The sequence below is a fragment of the Paraclostridium sordellii genome (genome assembly GCF_000953675.1).
Lineage (GTDB): Bacteria > Bacillota > Clostridia > Peptostreptococcales > Peptostreptococcaceae > Paraclostridium > Paraclostridium sordellii.
Window position 1 is genome coordinate 1,876,872 of the sequence record NZ_LN679998.1, and the last position, 25,485, is coordinate 1,902,356.

General features: G+C 25.1%; 26 protein-coding genes and 1 pseudogene. 5 read left to right on the forward strand and 22 right to left on the reverse strand.

The window, feature by feature from the left end:
- Positions 1-79: 79 nt before the first annotated feature.
- Entirely contained in the window at positions 80-1,579 is a 1,500-nt protein-coding gene (locus ATCC9714_RS08960) for an ABC transporter substrate-binding protein (RefSeq protein WP_057545075.1), read from the reverse strand.
- A gap of 342 nt (positions 1,580-1,921) precedes the next feature.
- On the opposite strand from ATCC9714_RS08960, the gene ATCC9714_RS08965 reads away from it, so the two are divergent.
- Positions 1,922-2,242 (forward strand): hypothetical protein, encoded by a 321-nt coding sequence (locus tag ATCC9714_RS08965; RefSeq protein ID WP_057536461.1) that lies wholly within the window; start codon positions 1,922-1,924, stop codon positions 2,240-2,242.
- Between the two features lie 40 nt (positions 2,243-2,282).
- Here ATCC9714_RS08965 and ATCC9714_RS08970 read toward each other — a convergent pair whose 3' ends face one another.
- A complete protein-coding gene (locus ATCC9714_RS08970; RefSeq protein ID WP_057545076.1) occupies positions 2,283-3,758 on the reverse strand; it encodes a glycosyltransferase family 2 protein in 1,476 nt (491 codons plus the stop codon).
- Positions 3,759-3,821: 63 nt separating this feature from the next.
- Complete coding sequence (locus tag ATCC9714_RS08975) at positions 3,822-4,247, reverse strand: hypothetical protein (protein WP_021121449.1); 426 nt, start codon at positions 4,245-4,247, stop codon at positions 3,822-3,824.
- Positions 4,248-4,404: 157 nt separating this feature from the next.
- Here ATCC9714_RS08975 and glsA point away from each other — a divergent pair, with 157 nt between their 5' ends.
- Complete coding sequence (gene glsA, locus ATCC9714_RS08980; RefSeq protein WP_057536463.1) at positions 4,405-5,334, forward strand: glutaminase A; 930 nt, start codon at positions 4,405-4,407, stop codon at positions 5,332-5,334.
- A gap of 34 nt (positions 5,335-5,368) precedes the next feature.
- Here glsA and ATCC9714_RS08985 read toward each other — a convergent pair whose 3' ends face one another.
- Positions 5,369-6,040 (reverse strand): hypothetical protein, encoded by a 672-nt coding sequence (locus ATCC9714_RS08985; protein WP_055328636.1) that lies wholly within the window; start codon positions 6,038-6,040, stop codon positions 5,369-5,371.
- 264 nt (positions 6,041-6,304) lie between these two features.
- Between ATCC9714_RS08985 and ATCC9714_RS08990 the strand changes: the two genes are divergently transcribed.
- Positions 6,305-6,514 carry a hypothetical protein gene (locus ATCC9714_RS08990; RefSeq protein WP_021121491.1) on the forward strand — a complete coding sequence of 70 codons (210 nt, stop codon included), beginning with the start codon at positions 6,305-6,307 and terminating at the stop codon, positions 6,512-6,514.
- Between the two features lie 70 nt (positions 6,515-6,584).
- Here ATCC9714_RS08990 and ATCC9714_RS08995 read toward each other — a convergent pair whose 3' ends face one another.
- The 11 genes and pseudogenes from ATCC9714_RS08995 to ATCC9714_RS09045 all read right to left on the reverse strand — a co-directional run bounded on the left by ATCC9714_RS08995 (position 6,585) and on the right by ATCC9714_RS09045 (position 17,277).
- A complete protein-coding gene (locus ATCC9714_RS08995; protein ID WP_021129590.1) occupies positions 6,585-8,108 on the reverse strand; it encodes a YfcC family protein in 1,524 nt (507 codons plus the stop codon).
- A gap of 146 nt (positions 8,109-8,254) precedes the next feature.
- A complete protein-coding gene (locus tag ATCC9714_RS09000) occupies positions 8,255-9,373 on the reverse strand; it encodes a hypothetical protein (RefSeq protein WP_057545077.1) in 1,119 nt (372 codons plus the stop codon).
- A gap of 21 nt (positions 9,374-9,394) precedes the next feature.
- A complete protein-coding gene (locus ATCC9714_RS09005) occupies positions 9,395-9,733 on the reverse strand; it encodes a hypothetical protein (RefSeq protein ID WP_021121563.1) in 339 nt (112 codons plus the stop codon).
- A gap of 214 nt (positions 9,734-9,947) precedes the next feature.
- Positions 9,948-10,736: a tetratricopeptide repeat protein gene (locus tag ATCC9714_RS09010; RefSeq protein WP_057545078.1), complete on the reverse strand. Its 789-nt coding sequence runs from the start codon at positions 10,734-10,736 to the stop codon at positions 9,948-9,950.
- Positions 10,737-10,850: 114 nt separating this feature from the next.
- Positions 10,851-11,141, reverse strand: coding sequence for a hypothetical protein (locus ATCC9714_RS09015; protein ID WP_057545079.1), 291 nt, complete (start codon positions 11,139-11,141; stop codon positions 10,851-10,853).
- Between the two features lie 115 nt (positions 11,142-11,256).
- Positions 11,257-11,775 (reverse strand): ECF transporter S component, encoded by a 519-nt coding sequence (locus tag ATCC9714_RS09020; protein ID WP_057545080.1) that lies wholly within the window; start codon positions 11,773-11,775, stop codon positions 11,257-11,259.
- 20 nt (positions 11,776-11,795) lie between these two features.
- Entirely contained in the window at positions 11,796-12,386 is a 591-nt protein-coding gene (locus ATCC9714_RS09025) for a methyltransferase domain-containing protein (RefSeq protein WP_057574261.1), read from the reverse strand.
- 134 nt (positions 12,387-12,520) lie between these two features.
- Positions 12,521-13,798, reverse strand: coding sequence for an MFS transporter (locus ATCC9714_RS09030; RefSeq protein WP_057545081.1), 1,278 nt, complete (start codon positions 13,796-13,798; stop codon positions 12,521-12,523).
- A gap of 248 nt (positions 13,799-14,046) precedes the next feature.
- Positions 14,047-14,634, reverse strand: a complete 588-nt coding sequence (locus ATCC9714_RS09035; protein WP_021121431.1) for a VanZ family protein — start codon at positions 14,632-14,634, stop codon at positions 14,047-14,049.
- 151 nt (positions 14,635-14,785) lie between these two features.
- A pseudogene (gene megL / locus ATCC9714_RS09040) lies at positions 14,786-15,979 on the reverse strand (methionine gamma-lyase).
- 473 nt (positions 15,980-16,452) lie between these two features.
- Positions 16,453-17,277 carry a class I SAM-dependent methyltransferase gene (locus ATCC9714_RS09045; protein WP_057545083.1) on the reverse strand — a complete coding sequence of 275 codons (825 nt, stop codon included), beginning with the start codon at positions 17,275-17,277 and terminating at the stop codon, positions 16,453-16,455.
- Positions 17,278-17,394: 117 nt separating this feature from the next.
- Between ATCC9714_RS09045 and ATCC9714_RS09050 the strand changes: the two genes are divergently transcribed.
- Together ATCC9714_RS09050 and ATCC9714_RS09055 are read left to right on the forward strand one after the other, a co-directional pair.
- Positions 17,395-18,174: a GNAT family N-acetyltransferase gene (locus ATCC9714_RS09050; RefSeq protein ID WP_057545084.1), complete on the forward strand. Its 780-nt coding sequence runs from the start codon at positions 17,395-17,397 to the stop codon at positions 18,172-18,174.
- An 809-nt stretch (positions 18,175-18,983) separates the two neighbouring features.
- On the forward strand, positions 18,984-19,211 hold the full coding sequence (locus ATCC9714_RS09055) for a hypothetical protein (RefSeq protein WP_057545085.1): 228 nt from the start codon (positions 18,984-18,986) through the stop codon (positions 19,209-19,211).
- A gap of 56 nt (positions 19,212-19,267) precedes the next feature.
- Here the strand turns inward: ATCC9714_RS09055 and ATCC9714_RS09060 are convergent, their stop codons facing one another.
- From ATCC9714_RS09060 to ATCC9714_RS17950, 7 genes are all read right to left on the reverse strand, one after another.
- Positions 19,268-20,239: a hypothetical protein gene (locus ATCC9714_RS09060; RefSeq protein WP_057545086.1), complete on the reverse strand. Its 972-nt coding sequence runs from the start codon at positions 20,237-20,239 to the stop codon at positions 19,268-19,270.
- 185 nt (positions 20,240-20,424) lie between these two features.
- Positions 20,425-21,927 (reverse strand): thiol-activated cytolysin family protein, encoded by a 1,503-nt coding sequence (locus ATCC9714_RS09065; RefSeq protein ID WP_057545087.1) that lies wholly within the window; start codon positions 21,925-21,927, stop codon positions 20,425-20,427.
- 147 nt (positions 21,928-22,074) lie between these two features.
- Positions 22,075-22,719, reverse strand: a complete 645-nt coding sequence (locus tag ATCC9714_RS09070; protein ID WP_057545088.1) for an ABC-2 transporter permease — start codon at positions 22,717-22,719, stop codon at positions 22,075-22,077.
- 2 nt (positions 22,720-22,721) lie between these two features.
- Positions 22,722-23,576, reverse strand: a complete 855-nt coding sequence (locus tag ATCC9714_RS09075; RefSeq protein ID WP_057545089.1) for an ABC transporter ATP-binding protein — start codon at positions 23,574-23,576, stop codon at positions 22,722-22,724.
- Positions 23,577-23,588: 12 nt separating this feature from the next.
- Entirely contained in the window at positions 23,589-23,963 is a 375-nt protein-coding gene (locus tag ATCC9714_RS09080) for a GntR family transcriptional regulator (protein WP_021121606.1), read from the reverse strand.
- A gap of 518 nt (positions 23,964-24,481) precedes the next feature.
- Entirely contained in the window at positions 24,482-24,946 is a 465-nt protein-coding gene (locus ATCC9714_RS09085) for a pyridoxamine 5'-phosphate oxidase family protein (RefSeq protein ID WP_021121584.1), read from the reverse strand.
- A gap of 428 nt (positions 24,947-25,374) precedes the next feature.
- Complete coding sequence (locus tag ATCC9714_RS17950) at positions 25,375-25,458, reverse strand: hypothetical protein (RefSeq protein ID WP_244465171.1); 84 nt, start codon at positions 25,456-25,458, stop codon at positions 25,375-25,377.
- Positions 25,459-25,485 lie beyond the last annotated feature (27 nt).

Consider the following 25,485-nt stretch of genomic DNA (forward strand, 5'->3'; position numbering starts at 1 on the left):
TTATTATGTATATAATTGTTAATATTACGCATAAAAAGTAGTCTTAAATCTTTATTTAAAGGTTTAAGACTACTTTTTATTATTCTAATATATCTGGCTTTACATTTAATATTAAAAAGTTTATTGCTGCATCCATAAAAGTATTAAATTCTGGGCTATCTCTGTAATTTTCAACTACTTCAGATGACAATAAAACGCTATCAATTTCGCCAGCTTCATATAAGTTTAAGTCTGTATATAAATCCTTAGTTATTTTTGTATTAATTTGCTTAAGTTTAACTGAAATTTTATCAAAATAATTTTGATTTTTAACCATTGTGTACTGATCTGATAATCTCCAGTCACTTAAAACAAATGGGCCATTAAATACCGTATTTTCTATAGAATAGCCATATTCATCACCTTTTGCTTCAACAAATTTTTGATTTTGTGGAGAAAACATCTGCATGCTTACTAATTTATCAAAATAGGTTACAGGTCTTTCTAACTCAACTTTAAATGTATATTCATCTAAAGCATTTATTCCTAAACTATTAGAATCACTATTTTCACCCATATTAAAAGCTTTAGCACCTTTTATATCATAAAAAACACTTGCATTTTGATATGCAGTGGAAGGATTTAAAATTCGTTTCCAAGCATATTCAAAATCATAGGCCGTAACTCTATCCCCATTAGACCACAGTGCATCTTCTCTTATATTAAAAGTCCATGTAAGTTTATCCTTTGAAACACTCCAAGACTTAGCCATTCCTGGAGTTACTTTTTGATTTTCACCCATTCTAGTCAACCCTTCAAATACATGAGTAGCAATATCTCCAGATAATAAATCAACTAATTTACAAGTGTCCAATGTAGTTATATCGGATGAATTTGTCATTCTTAGAACTTTATTTCTTTTATCTACATCTACCCATTTATAATGGTATTTGGTTCCATAAGTAGATGTAACTATATTCTTAACATAATCCTTTTGCAAATAAGCAGATGACCTTTGATACATAGGAATAACATATGCATCCTTTAATAAAACTTGCTCTGATTGTTTATAGAGTTCAAAGCTTTCCTTATTATTTTTAGATTTTTTTCCATCCTCTACTAAATTATTATACTCTTCACTATTATAATGTGTTTCAACTGCATAAGTTTGACCTTCTAGAAAATTAGAAAGATATGCTAATGGATCTGGATAGTCTGGTGACCATCCACTAAAAGCAATATCAAACTCTCCTTTGGCTAAACATTCACTTCTTTGTTTTGATGGCATTTGCTTAATATTTATACTTAATCCATCTAATTGTTCTAACTGAGATTTTAAATATTCTCCTAATTTTCTATTAAAATCTGTATCTGATAATATTACATCTAAAGTTACTTTTTTAAAACCTAATTCTACTTTAGCTTTTTCCCACATTTTTTTAGCTTTTTCTAAATCATAACTATATCCCATATCTCCAGCTACATCTCTATAATCTTTACCTCTTTCATTAAAAGCCAGATGCCTAGGTACATAATAATTTACAGGTATTGATCCGTTATTTAAAATAGTAGTTACAAAAGTTTCTTTATCTATAGCCATAGCTATAGCACTTCTTGCGCACTCACTTCCTAAAACTATATGTCCTTCTATATCACTATTGTCTTTTTTATAACATCCACTAGTAAAAATAATAAATATTATTACTATACAAATAAAATACGATACTCTCTTTTTGAAAATCCCTAATCCCCCCTAAAAATCTATTTGTACAATATATTCAATATATAAATTTTAAGTTCAAAAACTTTTAATTATGTATAAGTTATGTAATTAAGTTCTTATCTCAAAATATATACTATTTTGTATATTAATACCAATTTATTAAATGAAATTTTCACCAATTTTACTCATATATATAAATAAAAAGGGTGAATTATAAATATGGGTGAACTTTTAGTAGTTTTTACTATACTAGCATTAATCTTAATCTTGTTATCGTTCTCTTTATTTTATAAAGAAGGTATATTCATAAAGAAAAAAGGCGGATTAAATGCAATTACAATTTATATAGTTTTACTTACATCTATATCTTACTCATCATTTCCTAGCAATTATATATTCCAAATTATAGTAAGTATTTTTATAGGTGCAATAGGGTTGATAGGAGTTTTTCTCTCAATTTATAAAAGCAATTATTATGATATGGGTAGAATACTTATATTATCTTCAATGTTTTTTAATTTTTTAATGTTATTTATATAAAAAAAGAGTATATATATACTCTTTTTTTATATAAATAACATTAAACTTTAATTTTGTGAATATAAATATTGCTATCTACAACAGATCCTTTTTTTATTAATTCTTGTATATACATTTCTAAAAACTGTATATTTTTCTTTTTGATAAGTTTCACTTCTTTTTGATAAGTTTTATCTTCTACAGAAATAATATTAAAACTAAAACTTTCCTTATCACTCTTTTTTATTAGTTCTACTATTTGTCTTTGGCTAAGTATTGAGCATAATTCTCCTTTGTTAGCTATATATATATATTTACCTCTACACTCTTTTAATGCCAAAGTAAAATTTTTATTTTTATTTTTAGAGAATATAATTTGTACACCTATATTTTTTAATGGATCTAAATTTAAGTCCATATTACTTGTAACTACTACAAAATTCACTAAAATTTCATTGAAACTTTTAATTGTATCTATGAGACTATTATCATATTCTTCTATAATCATTAAACCACTTAAACTACAATCTTCATTGTTTATGCATGACTTTTTTAATTTGGATTTCAAGCTATCTATATCATAGATATTTTCAAACTTATTATCTGGATATTCAAAAACATCACTTTTAGGACATTTTATATAGTCATCTAATGAATTTAGTGCTTTTGTTATTTTTCCACACTCTATATTTGCTAAGCACTCCATAAAGTATAAATCTTTGAAATCTGGTGTAGTTTTCTTTATATGTTCAATAAACTTTATTTCTTTAAAAAACTGATTTGTATTAAAATATGATTTAGCTAAATTCAAAACTAAATATGGATAAAAAAAGTAATTATATTTCTTGTTCATGCTATTAATTGCTTTTTCATAAGAATTAATAGCATTTTTAAAATCTTCTATTCTTGAATATTCATTACCTAAAACATAATAGTAATAAGTATCTTTCTCTTCTTCTTTATAATTATTTAATATATTTATATTTCGTTTATATTTACCTTCTATATTAGTTGTGCTTGGATCATATCCATAGTGAGTTATTTTAATATCTACAGTACCAATACATTTTTTACCATTTAACTCTTGTATAGTAGTTGCCACCTGTTCATGAATTTTACCTTTAAATCTATATTTAGGATTATTTTTAAACAATCTAAAAACAGTGTAATCTCCAACTTCATTTCCTTTTATTACATTTGATAATTTTAAAAAATATCCTTCTTCTAAACTATCTTTATTTAATAAAGCTTTTAATTTTGTTCTGTCTTCTTTTGATATTTCTTCATCTGCATCTAAAAATAATATATAGTCTTTTGTTGCATAATCTAAAGATATATTTCTAGCTTCACTAAAATCATCGTTCCATTTATGATTTATAAGTTTCACATTAAATTTTTTACAAATTTCAGTTGTTTTGTCAGTCGAACCTGTATCGACAATAATTATCTCATCTGCTATATCTTTTATACTAATTAAACAACGTTCAATATTTTTTTCTTCATTTCTTACTATCATGCAAACACTTAATTTATTCAAATAATCACTCCTTTATGTATTAAAAATAAGCCTACCATAATTAATATGCTAGGCTTAACCTATTTAAGAATCTTTCTTTGAAAAATCCTTGTTTGCACTTGTTAAAAAACCTATTGAAGAAAATAATAAGTTTTTAATTAATATAAGTGAAGGATTGTTAACATCTATATTAAAAATATAGCCTAATGTAATTATTATCATAGCTATTATAGAAAAACTTCCAACTAATAATATTTTATTTTTCAATAACCTTGTATCTGATGTACAGTTTTTAGTAGACTTTTCCAAAATATAACCTGATATTGAAGAAAAAGCAGTTCTGATTGTTACAAGATTACCTGTAGCATCTAATTCTGGATGAAATATAGATATACATACAACTATTAATGAAATTATACCTAAAACAGTTAAATACTTACAAACTATTCCTAAGTTTTTAAAAAACTCTTTAAATTCTTCTATTGCAAATTTAATTACTTTTCTAATCATATCAATCACCATTGTAACTTTTATAAATTAGTTACAATATATAATATGAAATCTGTAATTAACAGTTACATATTTAATTTTCTTAATTAGTTTTGCTATTAATTTTTTAGGGTAAAAACTTAACAGTTACAAATTTCATAAAAAGGAAGCGATTTAAATGTTTGATTTACTAGAAGACCTCGTAACTGAAAATAAAAAATACATAAAAGATGGTCATGTTGCAACTTATATTCCTGCACTTGCTAAAGTTGATCCAAACCAACTAGGAATTGCTCTAGCTACAGTAAAAGGTAATAGTTATAACGAGTATTTTGCAGGAGATTACAATAAAAAGTTTGCAATAGAAAGTACTTCTAAAGTTATAACTTTAATTATGGCCTTATTAGATAATCCTCCTGAATATGTATTTAAAAGAGTAGGTAGCGAACCAAGCGGTTTTGCTTTTAATTCTATTCTTAACATGGAAATTAATAATAAATCAGTTCCATCTAATCCTTTTATAAATGCAGGTGCCATAGTCATTAACTCTTTAGTAAAAGGTAAAAATAGCGATGAAAAAATCAATAGAATATTGGATTTCACAAAAAAATTAACTAATAATCCAGACATATACGTAATAGAAGATATATATTTATCTGAAAAAAGAACAGGTGATATAAATAGGTCTCTTGCTTATCATATGAAAGGTGTAGGCCTAATTGATGGTGATGTAGAGGATGTCCTAGATTCATACTTTAGACAATGTTCTATTGCTGTTACAGCTTTAGATTTAGCTAGAATAGGATCAGTTCTTGCGAATAAAGGAGTTTGTCCTTGGAACAACGAAACTTTAATTCCTATGAATATTTGCACTATAGTAAAATCAATTATGGTTACTTGTGGTTTATACGATGAGTCTGGAGACTTTGCAGTTCATATAGGTATACCAGCTAAGTCTGGTGTTGGAGGAGGAATTTTAGGTGCTGTTCCTAATAAAATGGGTGTAGGAATATTTGGTCCAGCACTTGATTCTATGGGTAATAGTTCAGCTGGAGTTAAAATGTTACAACAATTATCTAAAAATCTAGATTTAGATATATTTGAATAAAAAAAGAGTTTACTTAATTAAGTAAACTCTTTTTTTATACGAATATATTTATAACTACTCCAACCTCTAAATCTCCCTCTACAAAAATAAAGTCAAGTGGGTTTATTAATATTTTTTCATTTATACAATCATTGGAATCTATACTTTCTTTTATAAACTTTTCTTGTGATTCAAAATCTTTTTTACTTCTATTTACATACTTTTCTATATTAAGTAGTTTAAATTTACATTCAGATAATTTATTCTTTATATTATATATATTTTTTAAAGCTTCATCTATACAAGATAGCATATTTTGATCATCATTTAAAGAATGATCAACTACATTATACTCATTAGTTAAGTTCTTTGTTTCTTTTAATATTTTTTTTATTTTTATCTTTTCTTTTGCTTGCTTTTGCTTTCCTTCTTTTATTGCTCTTTCATAAGTAGATTTTACTTCATTTAAAGTTCTTTCCATGTTATGTACTTTTTCTTCTTGAGCTTTAACTAATTCTAATTTTTCTTTTATACTTTTTTGTTTGTTATTAGTTATACTGACTTTGTTTTTTAAATCTCTATATATATTATTACCTGGATTTTTACCTTTTTTACGTTTTACTTTTTTATTATTTTTATTTTGGTGTTCTACTCTAACTAGATTTAACATGTCTCCTTGAACACTTATTTCAAAATTTCTAAGATATGTTTTATCTCCTAAAATCATTATCTCACCTCCTTTTTTATGTAAATGTTTTAATCCATATATTAACATATATCGGTAAATATTGTATAAACGTAAGCATTACATACTAATTACTAAAAAATTATATTGATTTTTAATTATATTGTTTAATAAAAAGTATTTAGAGTATACAAGTACAAGCTTTTTATTAAAATATATCCGTATATTTTATTTTTAACTTACATAAGTTTAATTACGTAATTAACACTAATATTATTGAAAAGTTCGTAGTTGGAGGTGAGTATTTTGCCGTCAAACGTATATGTAGTAGTTCAAAAAGATTTAGGATACCTGTTGACTATTAATGAATCATCTATAACTTGTGAAGATTTCAAAAAAATTTGTGATGTTATAGCCAATGAGTATGGAAATGATATGTTTATAATTCATGAAAAACTTATAGAACTTTATGGATTTAAAAAAGCATCTATACAGTGTGTATATAATGTAGATTAAATAAAAATAGTCATCTATTAATAGATGACTATTTTTATTTAAATTTGTTTTGATTTTATTTTATATACATTTAAATAAATGATCCTACACAAAGCATGACTACCGATAATCCCATAATAATTCCAACTAATGGCAATACAAACTTTAACCATTTATCATAAGTTACATCTACCATAGCCAAAGATGCCAATATCAGTCCTGTTGGAGTTATTATACCAATTAATCCTTGTCCAAACATATATGCAGTTATTATTATATCTCTATTAACTCCAACAACATCTGCAAGTGGTGCCATTATAGGCATTGATAAAACTGCAAGACCTGAAGATGAGTTTATAAAGAATCCTAATATTATATAGACAAAATACATTACTACAGAAAATACTATTCCACCCATATTAGATACAACTCCACTTAATGAGTGTAATAATGTATCACTTATTAATCCACCATCCATTATTATAGTAACACCTCTTGCTAAAGCAATAATTAGTGCAACTCCTAATAAATCAGCAGCTCCTTGCACAAAATTAGATACAAAGTCACTTTCTTTTTGTCCAGCAAGTGGTACCATGATAAATGTTACTCCAAAGAATAGTGCTGTCATCTCAATGAATCCCCAACCTAACTCTTTAACTCCAAATATCATAATAACAAAAGATACTGCAAATATTAATAACATTATTTTTTTTCTAAATGTAAATTTAATTAAATCTTCATCATTTTCCTCTGATAAAAATTTCTTTTCTATTTCTTCTTTTTGAGAGTATATTAAAGACTTAGTAGGATCTTTTTTTACTCTCTCTCCATATCTTATTATGTAAATCAAAGTTATTGCCATTGCTATAACCAATGTCAAAATTCTTAATGGTAATCCTTGTGCAATAGTAACTCCTGCAATATTTGAAGCTATTACAGTAGAAAATGGATTTATTGTAGATACCATAGTACCTACGCATGATCCTAAAAATATTGTGGCTATAGCTACAATTGCATCATATCCTGCTGCAATAAATATTGGGACGACTATTGGATAAAATGCTATTGTTTCTTCAGCTAGGCCAAAAGTGGTTCCTCCTAAAGCTACCAATGATGCTATTATTACTATCATCCATTTTTCTTTTCCTTTTAAAGCCTTAGATAAAGCATTTATACCTGCTGTAAAAGCTCCTGTACTATTTATTACTCCTACTAATCCTCCTATTACTAAAACGAAGGCTATTATATCGATTGAATCATATAAACCTTGTATTGGAGCTTTTAAAAATGTAGTTATAGCTCCAAACACTGTAGTGTTTCCTTTTTCTAATCTTTCATATGTATTTGGTATTGCAACTGGTTTTGATATTGCTCCACTTGTAAATTGTTTTAGGTTTACGTTTACCCCTAGTTTATCTAACGTTTGTTGAGATCCCTGATACTCTTTAGTATCTCCATTTGGTAACTCAACTACAAAGTTTGAACTATTAGAATCGTAGCTTAACTTAGCATACTTTCCTGAAGGAATGACATAAGTTAATCCCATAACTATCAGCATAACAATTAAAATTACAGTGTATGCTGTCGGAAAGGAAAACTTTTTCTTGTTTTTCATAAACATACCTCCTTTTATATTATTAATAACAATCATACCACTTCTTTGTTTTTTTTGTAACTATAACGATAAATTTTCTAATTTTTTAAATTTTCATCTTTTTTTAAACAAATCACAAAAATAACTGTCTAAATATAGGCAGTTATTTATTTTAGCTTTATTGTTTGATTATAAGTATAAATATCATCTATCAATGATTTTTCAAGATTATTTGAGTACTTAAATACAGTTTGAAGATTCGTATTTTTTAAAGAGTATTTGCTTCTTGTTTCATTAGAGTCTATAACATCTTTTATTTCTCCATAATTTATGTCAGAATTTGTTATAGAATTAATAATCCTTATAGCACCTACTAAATAATCTCTATGTAATTGTTTCAACTTTGGATCTATTTGATCTGATCCCATACTAAATTTACATATATTTGATGCTGATTTTGAACTTGATATTTTAGTTTCTAAATTAACATCTATGTAGGCTGAAAATCCATCTCCTAAAACCCCAAAAGTTGTAAGGTTTTTATTTATGTCTTTATTCTTGTATTCAACACATTTTAAATTGTTTGTTTTCGCAAACTCTTTAGAATAATCAGATAGTTTGTTTTTTAATTCTAGCCTTTGTTCCTTAAATTCATTTTGTGAAACTTCTATTTCGTTTATTTTTTCCTCATTTCTATTTAAAGTTTTAGTCATTTCAAATACTATATTTTTTTCATAATAATTAAAATCAATTTCATTAAAATTTCTTATAGTTTCTTTTATTTTATTTTTTGCTAAACTTTGATCATTAATCATTTCTATATATTCATTAATATTTAATCCTGAAATACTATTTGTATCTATTAATAAATCGTATAAAGCTCTTACCGTAGCATCATTTTTTGGTACTTTTCCATATTTATCTCTAAATATATTTCCACTGACTTGTATGGTATAATCAGTTTTATTCGCTACCATATTTATCATTATATACTCACGTCCAATTTCACCTGAAATTTCTCTAGTTGCCAAGTTTAAAATTATGGTTTGTTTATCAGGCGTTACCTCTGGCTTAAATTCAGAAAGCTGCGAACTTATATTTTCTATTAATTTTTGAGAGTCTTCGTATGTTAACGTTTTCTTATTAAAATTTGAATCAATTTTATTTAATGTATCACTTACATTATTCATAGTATCTTGCATCTCTTTATTCTTTTGAGACACACATCCTACCATACTAATTGTCATTAAAGTTGTTACAGTTAAAATTACTATTTTTCTTTTCAACTCTTACCTCCATTTCCATACCTATGCTGAATATAGCCATAGTTTATCAACCCACTTAATAGTTATATCCTTTGTTTTTAAATCCTCGCAAAGCAGTAAAATCATTTTATTTTCATCTGCAAATAGTTCATATATTATTTCATTTGGATTATGCTTATCATGTATTTTATCTACTGATATTATTCTTTCTCTAAATAGTTTTGGTATAGTATAACTTATATTTAAAAGTTGTTCTGCCATAATTACTATATTATGTTTTTCATTAGTTCCAACATTAATATGTTCAGGTACATAATTTTTATAGATTTTAAATATTTTACTCATTAAAAAGTCTTTAGCTTCAATTAATTTATTATTCAAAATAACAAACGCCCCCTAAATCATGTTTTTTAAATTTCAGTTGTCCAGTTAAATATATACACTTATTTTTAAAATTTTAATCAATAGCTTTTTATATCTGCTTAAAATAGATTAATTTTTAAATATAACTTTATTCACTCAATATATTATAAATAAATTTTTCTATTATGTATATAAATTAACAAAAAAAATAACCTTACAATAAGGTCATTTTTTATTTATTTAATTGTAATAATCTTTCTAGTTTTTTTTTCGCTTTTTCATGTCCTAAGTCAGAAGCTTTCTCATATATATTTATGGCTTTTTCATAATCAGTATCTACGCCTAGACCTTTCTCATACATACTTCCAATGTTGTAAAAAGCTTCTATACATCCATTCATAGCTGACTCTTGAAATAACTGCATAGCTATATCGTAATCTACTTGTGTACCTAATCCATCCCTATACATTTCACCCAAATTATTTTGACCTACTTCATCTCCTTGAGTTGCTGATTTCTTATAAAATTTAAAAGCTTTTTTATAGTCAATATCCACTCCTAATCCTTTTTCATGCATATATCCTAGATTGCATTGTCCAATTTCATCCCCTTGAACTGCAGCTTGTTTGTAGTAGTTTATAGCTTTTTTATAATCAACCTTTACACCTATACCATTTTCATATATATAACCCAAATTGCACTGAGATTTTGGATTACCTTGTTTTGCTGATTTTTCAAACCAGTATAAAGATTTATCCAAATCTATTATATCTATATTTTCATTTGTAAATATATCAACTTCAAAACACATCTCAAGAGCTTCTATACCTCCTTGGTATAGTAACCCTAGTAAATATTGAGCTCCTGAATTTCCTTGCAAAGCTGATTTTTTTAATAAAATCAAAGTTTTTTTAAAATCTAGATTTTCATAGTCGTTTAATATATATGAAATAGCTAACTCTACTTTTTCTTGTGCATCTTTTTCATTATACTCATTTATACTATCCTCAAAATAATTCATAACGACAATCTCCTTAAATTTTTCTTACTAATAACTACTTTGTCACTATTTTTTTTAAAAGTAAATAGAATTTAACAAAATAATAAAAAACTTACTCTTAATTAGTAGATTTAATTAATTTTTACCTTTGGTTATTTTTATACTTAATTTCAATGCAATTAATAAGAATAATATTAATATTACTAGTATTATAGTCGGAGAAAATATATCAAAATATATAATTGATCCTAATATAGTAAAAAATATTCCTTCTACTAAATTTAAGTTATTTTTTTTGTAAACTTGTCTTTTTACTTTTAAATTTTTAAATTTTTTGCTATTATAAGATTTTTTATTGCTAATAGTTAAAATAGTCATAATTATTCCTAAAATAATAAAAATAATTCCAAATAATTTTATTGACATTTATAACACTTCCTTATTTATTTATTTATTTAACTTTATCATATTTTTATTTAAGTTTTCCAGTTTTTTACTAATATATATCTTTTATACACTAAAAAAGACCTTTACAGGTCTTTTATGCTAAAGCTCTTCTTATTTCTAAATTATTATTTAAATATTTAATAAAAATAGGTATAAAGATTAATTGAATTAATATCCCAGGTATGGCCATAGTTATATTTCCAAATACAAATAATAAAGGATTTACTTTTGGAGCTACAGTTATAGAAACTAAATATGCGCCAATTACTGCAAATAATCGTCCACCTAACATTGTGCAAAGTAAAGTTATGTATATTTTTTTAGTTTTATTAAATATATAACCTGTTAAAAAACCATATGCACATAGTTCAAAGGCCATTATAGGCATTACTGGTATAATCGGTGGCATCCCTGTCATAAATCCACTAAGTATTGGTGTGATAATTCCTATTAACATCCCACAAACTGGTCCTAATAAAAATCCTCCTATTAACACCGGTATGTGCATTGGTAAAAATATATTTCCTGCTAAATTTACAGTATGAAATATCATCGGTAATATAATTCCGAAAGCTATAAGCATTGATGAAAAAGCTATTTTTTTACTTTTCATTTTATTTTCTCCTCCAGATATTAATTTTTAACTAAAACCAAATAATAAATTTGATCATTTTCAAAAGCTTCTAAAACCTTTAAGCCATTTTTTTCAAATATTTTTCTTTGATTATTAACAGGTATTAACCTAGCTTTACTTACAGACTTGCCTTTTTCTTTGTGCATATTATTTAAGAACTCTCTACTATTTGAATGAGCTATAATGAGTTTTCCATTTTTATTTAAATTTTTATTTATTAAAGTTTTTACTGTTTTTGTTTTGTTTTCCAAGTGAGGAAACATTGAATATAATATGATTTTGTCATACTTTTCATATATTTCTTCTTCTTCTACATCCTTTATTTCAAATTCTATATTTTCTAAATTTTTATATTTTTCTTTTGCTATATTTAGCATGCCAGTTGAAATATCAACTCCTTTTATATATCCCCCTTTATTTAAAGCTTTTATAAAAGGTATTATTACGCCCGTTCCCGTTCCAACATCTAATATTCTTTCGTTTGATTTTATATCTAATTTTGATAACAGTAAATTTATTTTTTCTTCATTTACTTCTATTATAGAGTCCCATTCTTTTGCTATTTTATTAAAAAATTCTACTTGATTCATAATACCTCCTTAAATATTTATTTTATAAAACAAAAAAGCCATGAAGAGTTTAAACCCTTCATGGCTTTTTATTATCTAAAAAAATTATAGTTTCATTTAGTATCATTTGTCAACTAATATTAGTTTTTATTTTATTATATAACTTCAGGTAACTCATCATAATATTTATACTTATCTTCTTTGATTGCAATTGTTGCTGCAATTATTGTTAAAATACTCATTACTATAAACATCATAAAGCCTTTCTTATATCCATTTATTCCAACTCCATTAATTTGTATCATAAATCCTATAAATAAATTTATAATTCCACTTCCAATAAATTCTGCAGTATTTATTATACTTGTAGATAATCCTAAATATTCTTCCTTATTTTTATATTTAACGTCACTAAAAGCTTGTAAATGAGTCATATTTATACATCCAATCAAAAAAAATGCAACAGGTAAAAATACTATGGATGGTTTTACATCTTTAGCAATTACTATAAATGTCCATATAAATAGGTTTAATAATCCACCTAGTCTTACTATATTAAACTTATTCCCCTTATATTTTTTAAATAAAATATTCATAACTATAGCCCCAAATACAAGTCCATAAGTTAAAAAAGAAACTATAAATGCAGATACACTTTTACTTAAACCATAAATATCAACTATATAGCTAACTCCCCATAAACTACTAAAAGCAGTTGTTACTCCTACTAAAGAAAACATTATAACAGAATTATATAATGTTGATTTTTTTGTTAAAACAGATTTAAGACCTAATTTTATATTTCTATTTGTAGTTTTTCCTTTATTTTTATTTAGATTAAATCCACATTCTTGAGGATTATTTCTTACAACAAAGTATATACTTATCCCAAATAAAATCCCTATTAAACCTATTAATATAAATGAACTTCTCCAACCTAAGATTTCTGTAAGTAATGCAAGGGGAAATGTTGCAAATACACTTCCTAAATTCCCTATAAGTGAAAACTTTGCAGAAGCTGGTGCAAATTCTTCTTTTTTAAACCAATTTCCTTGAACTTTAAACATAGAAAGTAAAATAACTGATGTTCCAGCACCCACCATTACTCTAGATACATATGCCAATTCTATATTTTGTATAAATCCAAATAATATAGAACCAAGACCTGCTATTATCATTCCTAAACTACTTATATTTCTAGCTCCGAACTTATCTATAATAACTCCTGCTGGTATTTGCATAAATGCATATGAGTATAAAGTAAATGAAGCTATATTTGATATTTCTATAGAGTTAAACCCTAATTCATTTGATAAGTTATCAGAAATAACCGCAGTTGACATTCTTAAAAACAAAACAAGCACAAATGAAATTGTAAGCACCCACCATATACTCCATTTAATCCTAGAATACGTTTTCTCTTGAAACTCCATAATTTCCACAACCACCTTTTTTAAAAATATATAACCCTAATAAATATTATCATCCCACTAAATTTTTTTCAATATAATGAAATATTTTTTATTTTTTCATATATATGAAATTTTAAATTTGATAACCTCTACTTTATTAAGTTGAGTTAAAGATTTGATAGGATATATTAATATATCAAGATTATATAGTACTTTTTATAAACACAATAAATAGATATACGTATATTAAAATCCTGTATATCTATTTATCAATATCTTATCTTTTCAATCACTTGCTCAATATTAAGTTTTTTAACTATTTTTTTAAATAATTTAAAGCAAATTAATCCTATAGCAGATCCTATAATATTAAAAATAACATCATCGATATTACTTACACTAAATATTGTAAACAATTGAATTATCTCTATTAAGCTTGATGTAATTGTACTAATTAATATTATTTTTAAAAAGCTATTTATTTTCTTAAAAAGTAATGGAAGCAAAAATCCTAGAGGTATAAAGTAAATTACATTTAAAATTATGCTCTTAATAATTTTATTGTTATGTATTCCGTCTTTTAAAATATTTACCGTCTCTTTAAATGGAATAATATTAATAATACCATCTACGCCTGAAAAAGTATATTGATATGAATTTAGTGGACTTGAAATCATAATTATACAAAATTTAAAAATGGTCAATCTTATAAGTATTAAGAAATATATTACTAGTATTAGCAAAGCTCCCTCTTTAGTTAAATCTAAAGTTCGCCTTAATTTAGCTAAATATAACCTAAATATAGCCCATACAACAATTGTTAAACCCACAATTGTTATAAAGTTCAAATGCATCATTATATTACTCCCTTTTGTTTATTGTCTAACTTACATTATATCAAACTGATATTTATAATTATTTACAAAAAAGTAAAAAAATACTTAATTTATTTTTAATATAAAAAGAGAGGTAGAAACCTCTCTTTTATTTATGTAAAAAGAAAACTTATTATAATCTATCAAGACCTTGTTTTAAATCATCTATTATATCTTCAGAATCTTCTAGTCCTACAGAAATTCTTATTAAACCATCTGAAATACCAGCTTCAGCTCTTTCCTCAGCTGTATAAGGAGAGTGAGTCATTGAAGCAGGATGTTGTATTAATGTCTCGCAATCACCTAAGCTAACTGCAAGAGTACATAATTCTAAAGAGTTAAGTAGTTTTTTACCTGCCTCTAGGCCACCTTTAACTTCAAATGCTATCATACCACCAGGTAAATCCATTTGTTTTTTAGCTAATTCACGTTGAGGGAAACTTTCAAGTCCAGGGTAATTAACTTTTATTACATTGTTATGTCCTTCTAGAAATTTAGCAACTTCTAGTGCATTTTTACTATGTTTATCCATTCTAATTTGTAAAGTTTTCATACCTCTTAATATTAAGTAAGCATCAAATGGGCTAAGTACAGCACCTGTCATATCTTTTACACCAAATAATCTTACTTGATCTATAAATTCTTTTTTACCAACAACGAAACCTGCTATAACGTCTCCATGTCCGTTTAAGTATTTAGTTGCAGAGTGAACTACAACATCAGCTCCCCATTCTAGAGGTCTTTGTATGTAAGGAGTACAGAAAGTATTATCTACCATAACTAAACAATCTTTCTTTTCATGAGCTATTTTAGCTACAGCTTCTATATCTATTAATTTTAAGTCTGGGTTTGCAGGAGTTTCTAGATAAACTACTCTAGTATTTTCTTTCATAGCGGCTTTAATTTCATCTAAATTAGTTGCATCTACAAAAGTTACTTCAACCCCATATCTTGTTAATCCATGATTTAATAATGCAAAAGTACAACCGTATAAAGTTTTTGATGCAACAACATGGTCTCCAGCTTTTAAAGCTGTTCATAATGCTGAAGATATAGCTCCTATTCCTGATGCAGTAGACATACAAGCTTCTGCACCTTCTAATAAAGCTACTTTTTCTTCTAATTGAGTATTAGTTGGATTTCCAAGTCTTGTGTATATATATCCACCTTCTTGAAGTGCGAATCTTCTTCCACCTTGTTCTGCACTATCAAATACAAATGTTGATGTTTGGCATATTGGTGTAGTTAATGCTCCAGATACAGGATCTTTGTGATGTCCTCCATGTATCGCTCTTGTAGCAAATTTCTTGTTTTTTAAGTTTTCCATAGTAATTCTCCTCCTAGATTTTGATTAAATAGTAGTGTCTTACTTTGTGAAAACGATTACTCTCGCCTTCTCTTTAAATATAACATCCTTAAATTTTTTTGTAAATAAATTGGAAATAAGTAGTAAAACTTAGATAATTTTAAATATTTTAATAAAAAATTTTTTTAATTTTTTATTGATAAAAACTTAAATTTAATATGTTTTAAGCTTATATTTTTATATTTTTTTTATATTTTAAGGTAAGTATAAATTTAATATTTAGATATAATTTCAAAAAAAATACCAGTAGAAATTTTACTGGTATTTTTTATATTAAATATTTTTGACATGGAAAATTTATTTTATTTTATATAATATATTTATGCTTAAATTTTTATTTAATTCCTAATAATTATTCACTCAAATTTTGTATATATAATCGTATATAATTCAATTGTAATATTTAGAATAAATTAATTTATATCAATTCTAATTTATACCTTCTTTGATACTATCATAAAGTGAGGGCTCATACCCATTAAAGATTCTTCTGTATCTGTTTGATTTAAAATTTTAAGCAATATATTTCGCTTCTCTTCATCTTTCCAATATTCATTTAAAAAAGGTGTGAACCAAATAATACCTTCTATAGCGTGTTTTTGAATAGTTTCAAACCCAACTACTTCTAATTCTTCTTGTAACTCTCTAGGAGTATGAAAATAAGCTTGAGTTATAAAATTTGAATACTCTTTTGGTCTTATATGAACTCCACTAATTAATTCATTTTGTATCATATTAAAATATATAGGATCATCTAAAAACTCATTTCCATTTCCATAAGTAGATAGAGCCCATGTTGTTGAACTAAACTTAGAAATTCCTACTGAAAATAATATTCCTCCTTTTTTCAAAACTCTCTTAGCCTCATTTAATGCTTTTTTTCTATCTTCTCTATTTTGAAGATGATATAAAGGTCCCATAAGAAGAACTATATCTGCACTTTCATTCACTCTATTTATATTTCTTGCATCACATACTTCTGCCTTAAATAAATTATCTTTGGACTGACTTTTTATAGCATATTCAACTGCATTAGGTGCCAACTCTAATAGATGGACTTCATTTCCTTCACTAGCTAACCAAGAAGAATATACCCCTATCCCGCCTCCTACATCATAAATTATATTTCCTTTTTTTACTATATAATTACTTAAAACTTCTTTTGTTCTATAAAATTCTACTATTCCTAATCCTCTTTCTAACCGTCCCTTTTCTGCTCCATTATTGTAAAAATCAAATACTTCATCTATATTCTCCATAAATATTCCCCCTAATTTTATTACTTAAATTATAGTTAAGTTTTGCAACCATTTCAATTATAAAGGTATTTATATATATTATATAGAATATATCTTTATATATTGGAGGTGACTTAGTTGATTAAATGTTTAGACTATTCTTATAAAGATCTCATTTTAAATTTTTTAAATAAGGAAAAGGAAAAAAATCTATATATATTAACTAATCTAGAATTTCATGGATTTAATGCTCCTTATCTAAGAATATATGGAGAGTTTGATCAGTTTAATAAAATAATAGCAGCACTTTTTCAATTTAATAATTTTTTTATAATTTATTCATCTAATAATTTTTCTACAAAAGAATTTTCAGATATAATAAATGCTAATAATTATACTCACATATGTGGTGAAAGCTCTGTACTAGAAAAGCTTAAACCATTTATAAAATTCAAAACTATAGAAAAATCTACTCTATGTGTAATTAATAATATTAAAAGTTTGAAAACAAATCTTAATATTATTCAAGAATTTCAATTTGGAGATGGTGAAAAAGTAGTTAATTTATCTAATCATATAGAAGAATTTCCTAAAAATATATATAATTCAAACAAACTTGATTTAGATATTTTAACAGAAAGAGTTAAAGGATATTGTGTTTTAGACAACAATAAAGATATGATATGTATGGCTCAATTATTACTTAATACTCCTTCTTATGGAATAATAGTTGGAGTTGGAACTCATCCAGACTTTAGATTAAATGGCTATGCTTCTAAATGCGTATCTAAACTAATTAAATCTAATTATACTGAAGGAAAGCTTTTTGGTTTAACATATACTAGTAATAATGCAAAAAAAATGTATCATTCTCTTGGATTTAAAGATATATGCTCTTGGTCTTTTATATCAAATTAAAAATATGCAATTAAATTAATTGCATATTTTTAATACCATATATAGCAAGATATATATTTTTCTATGTCTTTTTAACTAAGCTATCATATAAATCATTTAAATTTATATTTCATTTGCTATCAATTCATAATACCATATTATAGCAGTTGATAAAGTTTCAATACAAACTACAATCTTCAATATCCAAAATACAAACCATATAAAACTTTTATATTCTGATAAATATATATAATGCTGCAAAATAAAAAGCACAATAATAAAATATATAACTAATAAAATTTCACTTTTTAATTTTTTGCTTATCAATAAAATCAGTCCTTTATGAATTACATAATAAAACTAGCTATTGGAGCTATCGCTGTTATAATGAAAGCTAATATTATCATAAATATAGCAAATCTTTTAAGACCTAATTTTTTGTTTTTCTTTTCTTCTTTTATCATATTATCTAATCCTCCATAATGTCAACTTACAATCTATATTATAACTCTTGATTTAATATTAATCTATAAAAAAATACTACCATAATAATTATGGTAGCACTTAATAAAAGAGTAGTTATGTTCAATATTTTATTTAGATTTTATTTACCCCATCAACTTCACTTTCAAAATCAATAGATATTTTATTATAATATAATTAACAAATTTATGCAATAATTATATTATAATAATTTATTTACTGCTGTTATTATTTCTTGTAATTAATTATATATTATATAAATTTGATTCATTAAACTTATTTTATACTACAATTTATTAAATTTCATGATACAATTTAATTAAATTCTATGGGGGGAGATTTTAAAAATGTTTAATAATTGGAATTTAAAAAAACATATGCTAATATCTGTGATTATTTCTTGTCTTGCTGGTTTATCAATTTTATTTCACTCTAAAAGTTCTTTAGGTGCAATACAAGGATTAGACGGTGGTCCAAATGCTATTTATATTTCTTATGATTTTACAACAGCAATATTAATTACTATATTAACGTTTGTTTTGTCTTTAATCAGTTATAAATTAATTAAAAACTAAACTTTATATATTTATAAAATCAAATAAAAAGTATAGACATTTTAAGTCTATACTTTTTATTTATTTTTATCCTCTAAACATTTTTCAGGGTTTATATATATTAATTTCCAATTACCATTCTTATCTTTTTTATAATCAGCAATTTTTATATCATATCCATTAGTTAATTGATAAAATAGAACATAATATTGATTCCCATCTTTATCACTAAAATATATTTTCTTTTTATAACCATCTTGATTAATTTTTATATCTCCTTTAACTAAAGAACACCATTGTTTATATTTAATATCTATTACAAACTCAGCATCATAATTCCATCCATGATATGGTGCACATAAATAATTTTCAGGAGAGTACTGCATATAATTTATTTTATATACCCCATCTTCTTTAGTTACATAAATATATCCATAATAATATCCAAAAACACCTCTATTCTCATTCGTTCCTTCGATAATTTCTAGTTCAACGAAATATTTATCATCTTTTGGATGTTCTAAATCTCTTGGTACTTTTTCAAGCTTTATTAAATTTGTATGAATCTTATTTTCAAAAGATTTTAAGTATTCATTATAAGAAACTTGCTGCTTATATGATTTTGTTAAAAAATTATACGCAACAGGATAAGGTCCTTTAGTATCTCCTAAAGATCCACACCCAGTATTAGTATCTTCATTTGGATTTGCAGCTTCTCTTAGAACACTAAAATAATTTATTATAGTATCCTTTGGAGTTTTTAAAAGGTTATCAGGTATTTCAAATTTTAAATTTTCACTACCATATAAATCATATATAGATGTTTCTATTTTATTATTTAGTATTGGTAATTTCGATGGTCTGAAAAACCTCTCCATATTTTTAATCTGGTTGTACTCATCATTTCTTTTATCGTGTTTTATAGTATACAGTTTTATATACCTTCCACCTAATATCAAACTTAGCTCATTCTTTGATTCACCTATTGATACTGTTGTGAAACATATTACTACACTCATAATTAAAATTAAAATTTTCGTCTTAACCATAGATGTCTCCTTTTAAATTGTAATAATTTTATTATTCTCAATATTTTTATAAAAAACTCTATATATTTTAGGAAATATATGCCTAAATAAAAAAAGCCTTTAAAAGGCTTTTTTGTATTATATAAATTAAAAATATATAAAATAAAAGGCATAAAGATATAAATTCTTTATGCCTTTTAAACTAATTAATTTGTTTGATAATCTATACTAGTTCTTGGATATAATGTAGTTCCCCAAACTGAAACATTAACATTTGGTGCTAAAGGAACATTCTTTTCATCAATAATAGTTCTCCACCACTCCCATGCAAGTCCTGTACACTCTCTAGCTAATACTTTTATATTTCTTGCATTAGCTTCAAGTGGTATAACTGTTGCAAAATGAGCAGTTTTATCCTGATTACTTCCATCCCAAACTTTATGAGTTAAGATTTCATTACCATTTTTGTCATATGAAACTTCATCCCAAGATACATCAAATTGAGCAACATAAGCTCCACTATGATCTAAATTTATTTTTCCCTTTGAATATTCTGTAGATGTAGTTTCTATATAATCTGTTTTATTATGTACTGCAGCTATTGAATTATCTTTTAAGAATGTGCTCGTATAAGAAATTGGATATGCAGGATTTTTTAATCCAAAAGTTGCATTATCCTTAATTACATTTCTTATTTCATCAAAATCTTTAGTTATTATTTTATTATGAGCTTGAGCATCTCCACCTAAAACAACGGCTGTAAATGAGCTATTCTCAAATATATCTTTATATTGAGAGCTATTACTTGCACTATTGTTCTTTATTAAAGCTTTAAATGCAGCTTGTACATCTTTGCTCTTAGAGCTTGTTTCTAGCTTTACATAAATAGTTCTACCATAAGCTACATTAGAAACCATAAGTGGTGGTGCTTCGTTGCTTACACCTTTTCTAACTAACTCTTTAAAAGTTACACTATCATCAAACAGCTCAGATGGATTATTTGGTAATTGAGCACTTACAGTATAAAATATTTGCTTATACGCTGCAATCATAACCTTTTTTTCTCCATTTGAAATTGCGTTAAAGTCTATTCCAAGTGAATTGTCAAGAACTTTCGCATTAATATTAAGAGCATTTGAAATTTGAGATTTACTATATACCATAGATTCTAAATATTGAGTTCTAGCAGGTAATGTATGTGTTTGTGAGTTTTTATCACTCCAATTAGATACTAATTCATCTATTGCTCCAGATACATTACCATAAGTTGGGTTTTGAACTGTAACTGTATTGTCCTTTTTCATACCAGGTAAGTCAATACTAATATTTATTGGTTTTCTTTTGCACATTAAGATATTTGGTCTATTTTCAACAAAAGAATCATCTGCAGTTTGTAATGCCCCCGGGTATGTACGATCTGTTACAGAATCTACAATTGATATATCTACTGGAGATGTCGTAAGTGTTTTTTTCTTACGCTCTACTACAATAAATTTATTATTTGTTTTTATACCTTCTTTTGGAACGACATTTTCAATAGTATCTCCATTTGCAGCTAGTACTTCATTTTTGTTGTACTTTAAGTTAGCTATACCATTGTCTATATCCTCACTATTAGGCCCTTGAGCAAAACTTGTAAATGTAGAAGTACTCATTCCTAAAGCTATTGTAGCACATGCTAATAACTTTGTTATTTTTTTGTTTTTCATATTTAAACGCCTCCTCTCTTTAATTTATTAATACGGACAATTACTTAAAAAATTTAGAGTAACTTACAAATTGAGTAAAATAAAAAAAGCAGAAAACCTAAAAAAGTTGGTTTCCTGCTTTATAATTAAAATTTTATTTAATACATACTATATTAATTCTTTTTTATTATATAGTTTCAAACTTATTGTAATTGAAATTAGTAATATTATAGCACTTAATACTAAAACTATAAAAGGTAATCCAAATCTGTCTACCATACTTAAAGATAGTTTAAGTATTTGTGGCTCTTCACATAATATTCCTGCTATTCCCATAGTTAATCCACCTATTAACATAAATATTATTAAAACTATTAATCTTCCCTTTGTAACTCCAAATTTAATAACTATAGGTATTATAGATGATATTGAAATTACTGAAGAAATTACTCCTATTAAAATGTAAATATCTAAGGGAATATTATTTGAGTTTATCATATTTGTAATAAGGTAAAATATAGTCAAAAATATTATTGAAATTACTGATATAGTTATTCCTAAAACATATCTAGAAATTACATATTCACTTTTCTTAACAGGAAGTGATGAAATTAAATTATCTATCTTGTACATATCCTCATAAGCCATAATTTGATATAAAAGGAGATACCCTCCCATAGCAAATAGCATACTTAAAAAAGAAGGGTTAATTATAGCTATTACTAACCAAATTAATAAAACCATACCTGTATTTTTAAATATAGATGTTAAGTTATTAAAACTCATTTTAGTAAGATTTATTATATTCTCCATAATTAACACTCCTTTGTATAATACATTAATATGTCTTCTAAATTTGCATTATCGTAAATTACTTCTTCTCCAAAAACTTCATAAGCACTTTTTATATTTTTTGCTAGCCCTTCAAATCCAAATGAATTTTCATTATAAGCTATAAGCTCTTTTTTTGTCTCAATATCTAATAATTCTTTATTTCCTCTTATTATTTTATGATTTTCTAATATACTTTCTTTATCTCCATAAAGAATTACTTTTCCCTCAAATATAAATACTAAATAATCAGCTACCTTATCTAAATCTGAAGTTATATGAGTTGAATAAAACACAGTTGCATCTTCTTTTTCTATATGCTCTTGTAAAATATCTAAAAATTCATTTCTAACTAATGGATCTAAATTTGCAGTAGGCTCATCCATTATTATTAATTTAGGGTTGTGTGAAAGTTCCATAACAAGCTCAAATTTTTTTTGTTCGCCTTTTGAAAACTCTTTATATTTTTTATTTTCATCTAATTTAAACTGCTTTATATATCGCTTGTATATATTTTCATTCCAATTTTTATAAAAACAAGATATCCCTTTTTTTATAGCTTTAAGTTTAGAATCTTGCATATAACCAGGTGTTTCTCCTACATAGCCTATTATCTCTTTTATATATAAAGATTCAATATCATTTTCTTTTTCAAATATTTTTATACTTCCACTATCTTTAAATAACATATTCATTATAAGTTTTATAGTAGTGGTCTTTCCTGATCCATTAGGTCCTACAAATCCTGTTATATATCCTTTTTTTATATCTAATTTATCTATATTTAATTCAAATTCATTTAACCTTTTGCTCAAATCTCTAATTTCTATGGCATTCATTTTTATCCCTCCCTAAACTTCTTCATATATACTTTTAAAAATTTCTAATCCCTCTTCTAAAGAGATCCCTGCTGATTTAGCTTGTTTTACTATGATTTCTAATTTATTTTCAATTTCATATAAAGTTATTTCTCTCAGCCTACTTGTATTTTGCATAGATACAAAAGTCCCCTTACCTGTTACAGTTTCTATAAACCCTTCTTTTTCCAACTCTTCATAAGCTCTTTTAATCGTTATAATACTTACCTTTAATTCCTTTGCTAAATTCCTTATTGATGGTAGTCCATCTCCTTGATTTAAAGTAGAGTCTAGAATCTGATTTTGTATTTGACTTTTTATTTGTTCATACAAAGGTATAGTTGAGGTATTGCTAATATTTATATTCAAAATTTCACCTCTTTCTTTATATTATAAAAAGTGTATATAAAGTGTGTATATATTATATATACACTTTATATACACCTTATGTCAAGTACTATAAAAATTATTTGTAATAACAATAGGTAGGGTTCTTTTAAAAGAGTCCTACCTATTATTTGTATAAATACCATTCTTTATTTTTTTATTAAGCAAAAATATCCCTATATCATCAACTAATTATTATACTATAGAGAAATTTTCATTTCTAAAATAACGAAATAAATAAAATACACAGTCCAGATATTACCCTAAAAATGTTTAAAACAGAATATTTTTTTCCAAGTTTTCTTCTTAAAATGCACGTTGATATAAATATAATACCTAAAATATTTTGTATTATATAATAATATTTTGCTATACTTATAGAAAATCCTCCCAATATGAATAATATAATAAGTATCAAATAATCAAAATATATAATAAGCCATACCTCCTATAACTTATAATTTCTTATTATATATTATAAATATTTTTAAACTTAGTGATTATCTGATTCCTTTTCCTGTCATATGTATTATTTTAATTTTAACTATATTTGTAGCATCTTTAGCTTTAGATATGTATTTTTTTCCTTCTTCTAAAAAATCCTTAGAATATTTTTCTATAAGTTTTAATAATACTATTTCTTTTTCTTCTTTATCAACTTCCACAGCTTCTCCAAATATTATAACACTTTCATACTTTGTACTAAACTTATCTGGTAAAACTTCAGTATCTCCAACAACACTAAAAGAAACCTTTTTATTGTATACTATATTATCTAGTTTATGGCCTTTTTTTGCACAGTGAAAATATATACTATCGTCATAATATACATAACTAATAGGTAAACTATATGGATATCCATCCTCACTTACAGTTGCAAGATTACCATATTCTCCATTTTCTAATATTTTTTCTATATCATTTAATTCTAGTTCTCTTTTTTTCCTTCTCATTTCTTTAAACATAACTTATCTCCTTTTATATAGATTTTTTAATTTCATCTAATTTTAAATAATCAGTATTTGATACCTTGAAGCATATATTATTCTTTTAAAATAATCAAGTTAATCTAAAGTATACTTATACCTTTAGCTTTTTTATATTTAAACATTCTTGGTTTTATTCTTTTTTTATTAAATATTAAACAATAAATAAAGTTGATAATTTCGCAAATGCAACACTCATCCAAACTCCATTTATTCCAAAAATTTTAGTTAAAATGCTCATACCAATAAATACTCCCCCCTACTTACAGCGAAGCCCTTGCATTTCCTATTGATGTGAAATAACCTGAGTTAAATATATTAAATCCATTCATTATAAATTCAAATGCATATACTTTAGCGCCAATATATTCTAAGTTTAATATCTTGTAATCATTTTATTTTAACTTTTAAACTGTTATCTTTTTTACATTTGGTTTTAATAGTCCAGTTTTATCATAGTATCTTAAAGTGTCATGACTTATATCATACATTTTTGCTACTTATCCTATAGTGAATCT

Excerpts from the sequence above, each read along its gene's own strand:
- ATCC9714_RS09070 (WP_057545088.1), bottom strand. The coding sequence starts at position 22,719 with ATGGAGAATATAATAAATCTTACTAAAATGAGTTTTAATAACTTAACA.
- ATCC9714_RS09020 (WP_057545080.1), bottom strand. The coding sequence starts at position 11,775 with ATGAAAAGTAAAAAAATAGCTTTTTCATCAATGCTTATAGCTTTCGGA.
- ATCC9714_RS09085 (WP_021121584.1), bottom strand. The coding sequence starts at position 24,946 with ATGTTTAAAGAAATGAGAAGGAAAAAAAGAGAACTAGAATTAAATGAT.
- ATCC9714_RS17950 (WP_244465171.1), bottom strand. The coding sequence starts at position 25,458 with ATGTATGATATAAGTCATGACACTTTAAGATACTATGATAAAACTGGA.
- ATCC9714_RS09030 (WP_057545081.1), bottom strand. The coding sequence starts at position 13,798 with ATGGAGTTTCAAGAGAAAACGTATTCTAGGATTAAATGGAGTATATGG.
- ATCC9714_RS09075 (WP_057545089.1), bottom strand. The coding sequence starts at position 23,576 with ATGAATGCCATAGAAATTAGAGATTTGAGCAAAAGGTTAAATGAATTT.
- ATCC9714_RS09045 (WP_057545083.1), bottom strand. The coding sequence starts at position 17,277 with ATGGAGAATATAGATGAAGTATTTGATTTTTACAATAATGGAGCAGAA.
- ATCC9714_RS09015 (WP_057545079.1), bottom strand. The coding sequence starts at position 11,141 with ATGTCAATAAAATTATTTGGAATTATTTTTATTATTTTAGGAATAATT.
- ATCC9714_RS08965 (WP_057536461.1), top strand. The coding sequence starts at position 1,922 with ATGGGTGAACTTTTAGTAGTTTTTACTATACTAGCATTAATCTTAATC.
- ATCC9714_RS09025 (WP_057574261.1), bottom strand. The coding sequence starts at position 12,386 with ATGAATCAAGTAGAATTTTTTAATAAAATAGCAAAAGAATGGGACTCT.
- ATCC9714_RS08960 (WP_057545075.1), bottom strand. The coding sequence starts at position 1,579 with ATGGCTATAGATAAAGAAACTTTTGTAACTACTATTTTAAATAACGGA.
- ATCC9714_RS09035 (WP_021121431.1), bottom strand. The coding sequence starts at position 14,634 with ATGATGCATTTGAACTTTATAACAATTGTGGGTTTAACAATTGTTGTA.
- glsA (WP_057536463.1), top strand. The coding sequence starts at position 4,405 with ATGTTTGATTTACTAGAAGACCTCGTAACTGAAAATAAAAAATACATA.
- ATCC9714_RS08985 (WP_055328636.1), bottom strand. The coding sequence starts at position 6,040 with ATGATTTTAGGAGATAAAACATATCTTAGAAATTTTGAAATAAGTGTT.
- ATCC9714_RS09065 (WP_057545087.1), bottom strand. The coding sequence starts at position 21,927 with ATGAAAAACAAAAAAATAACAAAGTTATTAGCATGTGCTACAATAGCT.
- ATCC9714_RS09060 (WP_057545086.1), bottom strand. The coding sequence starts at position 20,239 with ATGGTTAAGACGAAAATTTTAATTTTAATTATGAGTGTAGTAATATGT.
- ATCC9714_RS09010 (WP_057545078.1), bottom strand. The coding sequence starts at position 10,736 with ATGAATTATTTTGAGGATAGTATAAATGAGTATAATGAAAAAGATGCA.
- ATCC9714_RS08975 (WP_021121449.1), bottom strand. The coding sequence starts at position 4,247 with ATGATTAGAAAAGTAATTAAATTTGCAATAGAAGAATTTAAAGAGTTT.
- ATCC9714_RS09055 (WP_057545085.1), top strand. The coding sequence starts at position 18,984 with ATGTTTAATAATTGGAATTTAAAAAAACATATGCTAATATCTGTGATT.
- ATCC9714_RS08995 (WP_021129590.1), bottom strand. The coding sequence starts at position 8,108 with ATGAAAAACAAGAAAAAGTTTTCCTTTCCGACAGCATACACTGTAATT.